This is a genomic window from Paenibacillus sp. SAFN-117 (assembly GCF_051966115.1).
Classification (GTDB): Bacteria; Bacillota; Bacilli; order Paenibacillales; family NBRC-103111; genus Paenibacillus_L; species Paenibacillus_L residui.
Genome location: NZ_JBQCLK010000035.1, coordinates 61,658 through 70,865, shown reverse-complemented (window position 1 = coordinate 70,865; position 9,208 = coordinate 61,658). Strand labels below are relative to the sequence as shown.

Sequence of the window (9,208 nt, the reverse complement as noted above, 5' to 3'; positions counted from 1 at the left end):
TATTTCCAGATCCTGTAGGGCTAAAAGCGGATACCGTCTAAAGACGGTGGAGTTGAACCTCGCTTTTGGAAGTTAAAGTACGGAACGCAATCTCTCTTTACGTTTTGGTTACATAGCGGTAGTTTACACGTATAAACATTCGATCTACGGTTTTAAATTCCTTCCGGACAACAAAAAAACACTTCAATCCGATATTATCGGCATTGAAGTGCTGCTCTACATTTAATATTAAACCGTGCACCTGCTATCGATCATTGCAATCCAAGCGGAACGAACATCGTCAGCTCAGGCTAGGCACTCCTTCGGCACATGAAGCATCTTGCTTACGGCTGCTTTCTTCCGAACCTGACCGGGTTCACAAGCGTTCATTGCGAAGGACCTGACCGTCAACACTGACAAACATCCGTCAGACCTTACATTAACAAGACCTCTAACAGGAATTCAACCCTGCTGCAGCGGATTGCAGGTTACAGGGCACCGCTACCTCCCCGTCTAGCACGGCATGAATAAGTATAGCGGATTGAGCGGCAAATATCAACTATCGGTTTTTGGATAAATCAGCTATTGGCGTCTCACATTAACCCTGACGTCGTATCTGGGCAGCATATAGCTGACCGCTTCCAGGGCCTGGGCTTCAATCCTCTGGTATTCTTCCTGGCTCGTATCCCTCGGTACATAGACCGTTATGTCCAGGCGCCGGCCATTGAAGACGGTCCGAGTATTTTGAATCCCGCCGATCTCCCTGAGCGCATGATTAACCATTCGCCGGTCGGCAGAATAATTATGATAGGTTGGGCTTGTCGGGTAATTGGGATTGGCGCTTGTCGCACCCAGTAACCCATCATCCGGATAACTTCTTGCCCTTACTCCGTTATTTCCGCAACCGGTCACAAGTAAGGAAAGACAAATAACGGATATCGCCCCGACTAACACTCCGGTTCTGTTCATAATAAACAAACACCTCCCTTGGTCTTAGAATGACCTTAGAGAGGTGTGTTAATCCATTTCCCAAAAGGAAATTGCCGGATATTACATTCCGTATTTCTTCTTAAATTTATCTACACGTCCGCCAGCATCGACAAATTTCTGCTTGCCGGTGAAGAACGGATGGCAGTTAGAGCAAATTTCCACGCGGAGCTCCTGCTTTACGGACCCGGATTCAAAGGTGTTCCCGCAAGCGCAAGTGACCGTAGTTACATGGTAATTTGGATGAATAGCTTCTTTCACAATCTTTCACCTCTTTCCGCCCTGAATCTTAAACGTCGATCCAGAGTAAATGGACACATAAACGGATTATATCAAAACCATTTTTGTTGCGCAAGAGTCTATCATTGACAATTCCGAGCGGTCTGCGGTTCAGATTCGACTTTTATACAGTGAGCAAACTCGAAGGATACCCGCTTATCCGGAAAACTTTTATGGAGTTCCTCCGCTGCGATCCAACACTCTCTTCTTCCGCAGTCCTTCCGGAGTATGGGAATAGGAGCCGATGGCCACATCCGGCAGTTCCTCCTGGAAGATTTCAATCATCTGCTTCATCCCCAGGATCTCTCCCTGCGGAGCGGGAATTATATTCAGATATGCCTCTGGATCGATGTTCAAATTTCTAAGCTGAATCAATTTCAGGCCCGTTCTGCGTACGAAGCCTATCATCGCTTCGATTTCCTCTTCCCGGTCCGTCACCCCGGGGAAGATCAAATAATTGATAGACGTTAATACTCCTTTATCCGATGCATACTTCAAAGACTTTTCCACATTGGCCAAAGTATACCGGCGAGGTTTATAGTAAGCATTATAATGCTCGTCAAGCGCGCTGATCGTGCTGACACGCATCATATCCAGGCCTGCATCCACTATTCCGCGGATGAAGTCCGTCAGCCCGGCATTCGTATTGATGTTAATATAGCCCATATCCGTAATGCGGCGAACTTCACGAATGGCCGGTATAATCAGGGCCGCTTGCGTAGAGGGTTCACCCTCGCAGCCCTGCCCGAAGCTGATGATACTGTCTGGCGAAGTCAGCTGCTCCAGCATCACTTGCACGATTTCTTCCACCGTCGGCTTGAAATTCATCCGGGTCTGCGGCGCTACGAATCCGCTGTCCTCCGGCTGTTCCGAAATACACCCGAAGCAACCGGCATTACAGGAATAGGAGACAGGGACCGCGCCCTCCCAACGATTAAGGAAGGTATTGGATGCCGTCAAGCATTCATATTCCAAAGCACACTTGGACAAATGTTTATACAGCCGGTTCTCGGGATATTTATCCAGCCGGTCCGATACCTGCTGCTCCAACAGATCCGGATCACAGTTGACCGGATTCCAGCGATACGGATCGTCGCTCTGACGGGCCGCCACATAGAATCCATCCTCTTTCCAAACCACAGCCGTATATCCGAACAGAGGAAGCACCGCAGACCGATCCTTCTTCACATAGCCCGGCAGCAGAAGACGGGTAAACCCTTGCGGCAGCAGCGCCCCCACCGCAGCGAATGAGCCGTCCATCGCTTTCATTTCGCCGGTCTTCGGATCCATACAGACCGGACGGGTGGAGGGCAAACTGACCAATGTCGCTCCCTCCGGAAGCGGGATCAGCTCGTCTTCCATAATTTCCACGACCATATCCCCGCTGCGGCCAAGTGCCAGCAAATCGGGATGATCATATACATTGCCGTCTGAATCCGCATATACCAAATTCATTGTAGTGCCCCTTTATCTCGTCACCATCGGTGATGCAAGTTACTTATTGAAGTGTATATTCACGAACCGCAATCCGGACGCTTCATCCAATGATGTGTCCTTCACTTTTAGGAAGCGGAGTTTTTAACCTTTTTCCCGTTGGGTTGGGTTTCCAAAGTTTCCAGAAACTCGCTGTTCGTTTTGGTTTCCTTGAGCTTCTTGAGGAACGCCTCGACAAACTCATGGGATTCCTGCATATTTTTGCGGAGTGCCCAGATTTTCTCCAGCTCTTCCTTGCTCATAAGCATTTCCTCGCGGCGGGTTCCCGATCTGCGAATATCGATAGCAGGGAACACTCTGCGCTCGGCCAGCTTGCGGTCCAGATGAAGCTCCAGATTTCCCGTTCCCTTAAATTCTTCATAGATCACATCGTCCATACGGGAGCCCGTTTCAATCAAGGCGGTAGCCAAAATCGTCAGACTTCCACCCTCCTCGATATTCCGCGCCGCGCCAAAGAAGCGCTTAGGCCGGTGGAATGCCCCCGGATCTATACCCCCGGATAAGGTTCTTCCCGAAGGGGGAATGACCAGGTTGTATGCCCGGGCCAAACGGGTGATGCTGTCCAGCAGAATGACAACATCCTTCTTATGCTCCACCAATCTCTGAGCTCTCTCCAGAACAAGCTCCGCGACTTTAATATGGTTCTCCGGCAGCTCATCGAATGTGGAAGCTACTACCTCACCTTTAACCGAACGCTGCATATCGGTCACTTCCTCCGGTCTTTCATCGATGAGCAGGACGAACAGCTCGATATCCGGATAATTAGTGGATATGCTATTGGCAATCTCTTTTAACAGCAAGGTTTTGCCCGCTTTAGGCGGTGCTACTATCAATCCCCGTTGTCCTAAGCCTACGGGACTCAATAAATCCATGATTCGGGTTGAAAGAATGGAAGGAGATGTTTCCAGAACCACTTTCTGCTGCGGATATAGAGGAGTTAGGGCAGGGAAGTGCAGCCTTTCGGCCGCCGTCTCGGGCTTTTCCCCATTGACCGCCTCGACTTGCAGAAGACCGAAATATCTTTCATTTTCTTTGGGAGGACGACATTTACCGGAAACCAAATCACCCGATCGTAAGTCGAATTTGCGGATTTGAGAAGCGGAAATATAGATGTCTTCGGAACTGGGCAGATAGTTGATCGGCCTGAGAAAACCGAATCCTTCCTGCAAAATTTCAAGGACGCCTTCCATGAACATAAGGCCGCCCTTTTCTGCCTGTGCTCTAAGTATGGAGAAAATCAGTTCCTTCTTCTTCATCTGGCCGTAGTAAGGAATTTGATGCGTCTTGGCCAGTTTATACAAATCAGTTAACTTGAGCGCTTCAAGCTGCGCCAGCTGCATATCCATTGATTTGACCACCACACTATGAAATTTTAAAAGCAAGATTAGTATACCCAATTATTCCCTGATTGAGTCCTGCCCCGTGCCTGTTACCCTGACAGGTTAAGTAAAATCAGTCTATTCCATCCTCCAGACCTCTGCTCCCAGCATGGACAGATTCTCTACCAGATTATCGTAGCCTCTCTCAATATATTCAAGCCCGCTTACTTCCGTAATGCCGGAAGTGACCGTGAGTCCCGCCACGACAAGCGCGGCTCCTGCACGAAGATCGGTCGCCGTTACTTTGGCTCCCGACAGAGGAACTCCGCCTTCAATAATGGCAGATCGGCCCTCAAGCTTGATTCTGGCCCCCATACGCACAAGCTCGGGAACATACTTAAACCGGTTGCTGTACACGTAATCGGTCAGAATGCTCGTCCCCTTGGCTTGAGTCAACAAGCTGGCCATGGGAGATTGAATATCGGTGGCAAAGCCAGGATAAATCAAAGCTTTGACGTCCACTTGAGCATACTCCGGAGAACCGATAACCCGAATCGACTCGTCCAGTTCTTCAATGATAACGCCCATTTCCTGCAGCTTGGCTGTTACTGCCTCCATATGCTTCGGAATGACGTTGTCCACCAGAACATCCCCGCGGGTGGCCGCCGCTGCAATCATATACGTGCCGGCCTGGATCCGATCAGGAATAATAGAGTGTCGGCAGCCATGGAGAGAATCTACGCCTTCGATGCGGATCGTTTCGGTGCCCACACCTTTAATGCGTGCTCCCATCGAGCTCAATAACGTAGCTACATCAATGATCTCCGGTTCTTTGGCGGCATTCTCGATAATCGTTACACCCTTGGCCCGCGCCGCTGCCAGCATAATATTGATGGTAGCCCCCACGCTGACGACATCCAGATAGATTCTGGCGCCGCGAAGCTGCTTCGCCCGCAGGTGAATGGCACCGCCTTCATTAGTCACTTCGGCTCCGAGCGCTTCAAAACCTTTAATATGCTGATCGATGGGCCGCGGTTCGAAGTTGCAGCCTCCGGGCAGGCCGACTACCGCCTCGCCGAACCGGCCGAGCAGAGCTCCCATTAAATAATATGAAGCTCTCAGCTTTTTGACGTTCCCGTTAGGAAGCGGAATAGATCTTAGACCTTCAGGATGAATGATCATCTGATCACCCTGCCATTCAATAGAAGCCCCCAGCTCCGTTAACAGCTCCATGTAAATGGCGACATCGCTTATCGCAGGCAGGTTGTCCAATGTTACCGTGGTCTCTGCAAGAATTGCAGCTGGAATGAGAGCAACCGCGCTGTTCTTGGCCCCGCTAATCGAAACCGTGCCGCGCAGGGGCCGCCCGCCTGCTATCATCAATTTATTCATTCCTATTGCTTTCCTCCTACCTCTGTGCACGGCAACGCAAAGACATTAAGGGAATTGCGCCTGTTACTGGAACGCAGTTCCCTTAATGAACATGAGCCGTCACAACTTAGGCTTGATTATTGCTTCCGAACAGCACCATTTTCGATTTGACGACTTCTACCATTGCTGCACGGGCAGGAGTCAAGTATTTACGGGGATCGTAAACCTTCGCATCCTTGGCCAAAACTTCACGAATGGCATTCGTGCAAGCTACCTGATTTTCCGTATTGACGTTGATCTTGCCAACACCGGCTTCAATAGCTTTGCGAATGGCCTCATCCGGTACGCCGGAACCGCCATGAAGAACTATCGGAACAGGAATGGCATCGGCCACTTCCCGGATGATGTCGAAGCGGATATTAGGCTCACCGGCGTACATTCCGTGTGCCGTTCCTACCGCTATTGCCAGGCAATCCACGCCGGTCTCTTCGTAGAAACGAATCGCTTCCTCCGGCTTGGCCAGGCTTGCATCGGCTTCATCCACGCTGATATCGTCTTCCACTCCGCCGATCGTTCCGAGCTCTCCTTCTACCGAAACTCCCATTGCATGGGCCGCTTTCACGACCTCTTTCGTCAGACGAATATTTTCCTCAAACGGATAGTGGGAGCCGTCGAACATAACCGAACTGAATCCGGCGCGGATACACTCCATGGCCACCTCGAAACTGCTGCCGTGGTCCAGGTGCAGAGCAATCGGAAGACCCGATTTCTTGGCTGCCGCTTCCGCAATAGCTACCGTGTACTCCATCCCCATATATTTCAAAGCGCCTTCGCTGACACCGTAGATAAACGGAGAGTTTAACTCCATAGCAGCTTGCATAATGGCTTGGGCAAACTCCAGGTTGTTCATATTGAACTGACCGACAGCAAAGCGGTTTGCTTTAGCTTTGGGTAAAAATTCATTCATTGAAACCAAAGGCATAGTCTTGTCCTCCCTTGTAGTGTGAAAGAGTGAAAGGCCGGATTGTCCGCGACCAATTACTGAGCTATTATATCACATTAAAACGGTGAATGGTAAATTGAAGATTATGCACCGCCGACAGGGACTGACGTAAACCGGCCTTAGAGTCTGGACGGAAGCAAATCCCCGTTTGTAAAGAGGCGGAAAAAAAGATCCTTATTCAGGATCCGACAGCATAATCGTGAGAAGACGAAAGACCCATCTGGGAATTAACCGCTACCCGAAGCTCATCAATATCGAAAGGCTTGGTAAAGTGCATCAATGCCCCTAAGTCTGTCGCTTCTTTAATCATATCCAATTCACCGTACGCCGTCATCATAATGACTTTTATCGAGGAATCGATTTGTTTAATATGTCTGAGAATGTCCAAACCGTCCATTCCGGGAATCTTCATATCCAAAAGGACCAGATCGGGAGGTTCCTTCCTAACAATATCCAGGGCCAGCTTACCGTTCGAAGCTTGGAAAGTTTGGTAGCCTTCACTGTTGAATACTTCTACTAGCAATACACGTATGCCATTCTGGTCATCAACAATCAGCAACTTCTTCTTGTCCAACAAAATAACCTCCTCCGGAAACCGATGATCATGTTAATGATTTACATTCGACAACCGAAGGAGCATTTCCTTCTGCCAGCCAGATTATTTTTTACATTCCTTGCCTGAAGGGCAGCCTGGCTGCCCCGATATTTACATCCCGGAATAGTTAAATGCAGCCTTCACAAATTCCCGGAACAGCGGCTGGGACCGGTTCGGCCGGGATGTGAATTCCGGATGGAACTGAACAGCCAGGAACCAAGGATGATCCGGCAGTTCAATAATTTCTACCAATCGTCCGTCCGGAGAGGTGCCCGATATTTTAAGGCCCGCCTTTTCAATCAGTTCGCGATATTCGTTATTGAATTCATAACGATGGCGGTGTCTTTCGTAAACCAGCTCTTTCTGATAGCAGCGCAAGGCCAGCGATCCGGCTGCCAGCTTGCAAGGATACAATCCGAGCCGCATGGTTCCCCCAAGATCTTCGATATCCTTCTGCTCCGGAAGCAGGTCGATAACCGGGTAAGGAGTGGTCGGATTAATCTCAGAGCTGTTGGCTCCTTCCAGCTTGGCAATGGAACGGGCAAATTCCACCACAGCGACCTGCATGCCGAGACAAATGCCGAAGAACGGAATCTGCTTCTCCCGCGCATACTTAATCGCCGCTACTTTCCCTTCGATGCCTCTATCCCCGAATCCGCCGGGCACGAGAATGCCATGCACTCCGCGCAGAACTTCATCCACGTTGCTTTCCTGGACTTCCTCCGCATCAACCCAACGGATCTTCACTTCCGTCTCGCTGTCAAATCCGGCATGGGACAACGCCTCGACGATGCTCAAATAAGCATCATGAAGGGCTACGTATTTACCGACAATGGCGATTTCAGTCTGGTGCTTAAGCCCCTTAACCTTCTCCACCATCTGTTCCCATTCCGTCATATCCGGCTTACCGCAATTCAGCTTCAAGTGGTTGACGACGATCTCATCCAGTCCTTGATCCCTCATCATTAACGGGATCTCATAAAGCGTGTCAGCATCCAGGCATTCCACTACTGCATTGGCGTCAATATCGCAGAACAATGCGATCTTTCTTTTCAAATCTTCCGCAAGAGGATGTTCCGTACGGCAGACGATGATATGGGGCTGGATGCCGATGCTTCTCAGCTCCTTGACACTGTGCTGTGTCGGCTTCGTCTTGACCTCGCCGGCCGCTTTGATGTAAGGGATTAATGTAACATGGATGTACATTACATTTTCCCTTCCGATGTCACTTTTGATCTGGCGGATCGCTTCGAGGAAAGGCAGGCTCTCAATATCTCCGACCGTTCCCCCGATTTCGGTTATGACTACGTCGGATTTGGCTTCCTTGCCCGCCCGGAATACCCGTTCTTTAATCTCGTTGGTAATATGGGGGATGACCTGTACGGTCCCGCCCAGATACTCCCCTCTCCGTTCCTTGGAAATGACAGAGGAATAGATTTTGCCTGTCGTCACATTGCTGTTCTTGGTTAAATTGATGTCGATAAAGCGCTCGTAATGGCCGAGGTCCAAATCGGTCTCCGCGCCGTCATCCGTCACGTATACTTCTCCGTGCTGGTATGGACTCATCGTTCCCGGGTCGACATTAATATAAGGATCGAATTTCTGAATCGTCACCTTTAACCCCCGGTTTTTAAGCAATCTTCCCAGAGAAGCAGCAGTAATCCCTTTGCCAAGGGATGAAACGACGCCGCCTGTTACAAAAATGTATTTGGTCACAATGTTTTACCTCCTGCGTGATCTCCTGACACTGACATGATGTAATTGAATTGGACGTCTGCCAACGTTTAAGATTGTTATTCCCACATTCACTCCATAGAAAAAAATCAAGCTTCGCCACCCAAGCGAAAGTTGATCCTCTCCTCCGCGGCAAAGCCTCACCGCACCCCTTATTATCCGGCTAAAAAAATAAAAAGTGACACCCGTTGACACGGGGCACTTTAGTTAGAATTGTGTATAAAAATCATGCTAATTTTCTAGCCCATGCTATAGTTTACTCTGTCACGTTACGGCTTGTCAAGTAACGCGAGCACGGAGCTGTGCCGTGGGTGAAATTCCCATTTAGACCCCCATGCCGCTGACCGCGGCACCATCAGATGATGAAAATGGATGGATTTTCAAGGTAGAATAGAGTTGAATTGCTTCAATAGTGTGAAATTTGAAAACTAGATGGATTTCATACAG

General features: G+C 49.6%; 8 protein-coding genes and 1 other RNA gene. All 9 read right to left on the bottom strand.

Annotation, left to right across the window (positions count from 1 at the left end):
• Positions 1-233 precede the first annotated feature (233 nt).
• Positions 234-501, bottom strand: an RNA gene (gene ffs / locus ACTHRH_RS20405) — signal recognition particle sRNA large type.
• Between the two features lie 60 nt (positions 502-561).
• Complete coding sequence (locus ACTHRH_RS20400) at positions 562-948, bottom strand: hypothetical protein (RefSeq protein ID WP_440417404.1); 387 nt, start codon at positions 946-948, stop codon at positions 562-564.
• Between the two features lie 81 nt (positions 949-1,029).
• Positions 1,030-1,227 carry a 50S ribosomal protein L31 gene (gene rpmE, locus ACTHRH_RS20395; RefSeq protein WP_144941880.1) on the bottom strand — a complete coding sequence of 66 codons (198 nt, stop codon included), beginning with the start codon at positions 1,225-1,227 and terminating at the stop codon, positions 1,030-1,032.
• A 189-nt stretch (positions 1,228-1,416) separates the two neighbouring features.
• Entirely contained in the window at positions 1,417-2,700 is a 1,284-nt protein-coding gene (locus ACTHRH_RS20390; RefSeq protein ID WP_144941878.1) for a radical SAM protein, read from the bottom strand.
• 107 nt (positions 2,701-2,807) lie between these two features.
• Positions 2,808-4,085 (bottom strand): transcription termination factor Rho, encoded by a 1,278-nt coding sequence (gene rho / locus ACTHRH_RS20385; RefSeq protein WP_144941876.1) that lies wholly within the window; start codon positions 4,083-4,085, stop codon positions 2,808-2,810.
• 111 nt (positions 4,086-4,196) lie between these two features.
• A complete protein-coding gene (locus ACTHRH_RS20380; RefSeq protein ID WP_144941874.1) occupies positions 4,197-5,450 on the bottom strand; it encodes a UDP-N-acetylglucosamine 1-carboxyvinyltransferase in 1,254 nt (417 codons plus the stop codon).
• 106 nt (positions 5,451-5,556) lie between these two features.
• On the bottom strand, positions 5,557-6,411 hold the full coding sequence (fba, locus tag ACTHRH_RS20375) for a class II fructose-1,6-bisphosphate aldolase (protein ID WP_144941872.1): 855 nt from the start codon (positions 6,409-6,411) through the stop codon (positions 5,557-5,559).
• A 199-nt stretch (positions 6,412-6,610) separates the two neighbouring features.
• On the bottom strand, positions 6,611-7,006 hold the full coding sequence (locus ACTHRH_RS20370; RefSeq protein ID WP_144941870.1) for a response regulator: 396 nt from the start codon (positions 7,004-7,006) through the stop codon (positions 6,611-6,613).
• A gap of 132 nt (positions 7,007-7,138) precedes the next feature.
• Positions 7,139-8,743: a CTP synthase gene (locus ACTHRH_RS20365; protein WP_144941869.1), complete on the bottom strand. Its 1,605-nt coding sequence runs from the start codon at positions 8,741-8,743 to the stop codon at positions 7,139-7,141.
• Positions 8,744-9,208 lie beyond the last annotated feature (465 nt).

Excerpts from the sequence above, each read along its gene's own strand:
- ACTHRH_RS20400 (WP_440417404.1), bottom strand. The coding sequence starts at position 948 with ATGAACAGAACCGGAGTGTTAGTCGGGGCGATATCCGTTATTTGTCTT.
- ACTHRH_RS20390 (WP_144941878.1), bottom strand. The coding sequence starts at position 2,700 with ATGAATTTGGTATATGCGGATTCAGACGGCAATGTATATGATCATCCC.
- rho (WP_144941876.1), bottom strand. The coding sequence starts at position 4,085 with ATGGATATGCAGCTGGCGCAGCTTGAAGCGCTCAAGTTAACTGATTTG.
- ACTHRH_RS20380 (WP_144941874.1), bottom strand. The coding sequence starts at position 5,450 with ATGAATAAATTGATGATAGCAGGCGGGCGGCCCCTGCGCGGCACGGTT.
- fba (WP_144941872.1), bottom strand. The coding sequence starts at position 6,411 with ATGCCTTTGGTTTCAATGAATGAATTTTTACCCAAAGCTAAAGCAAAC.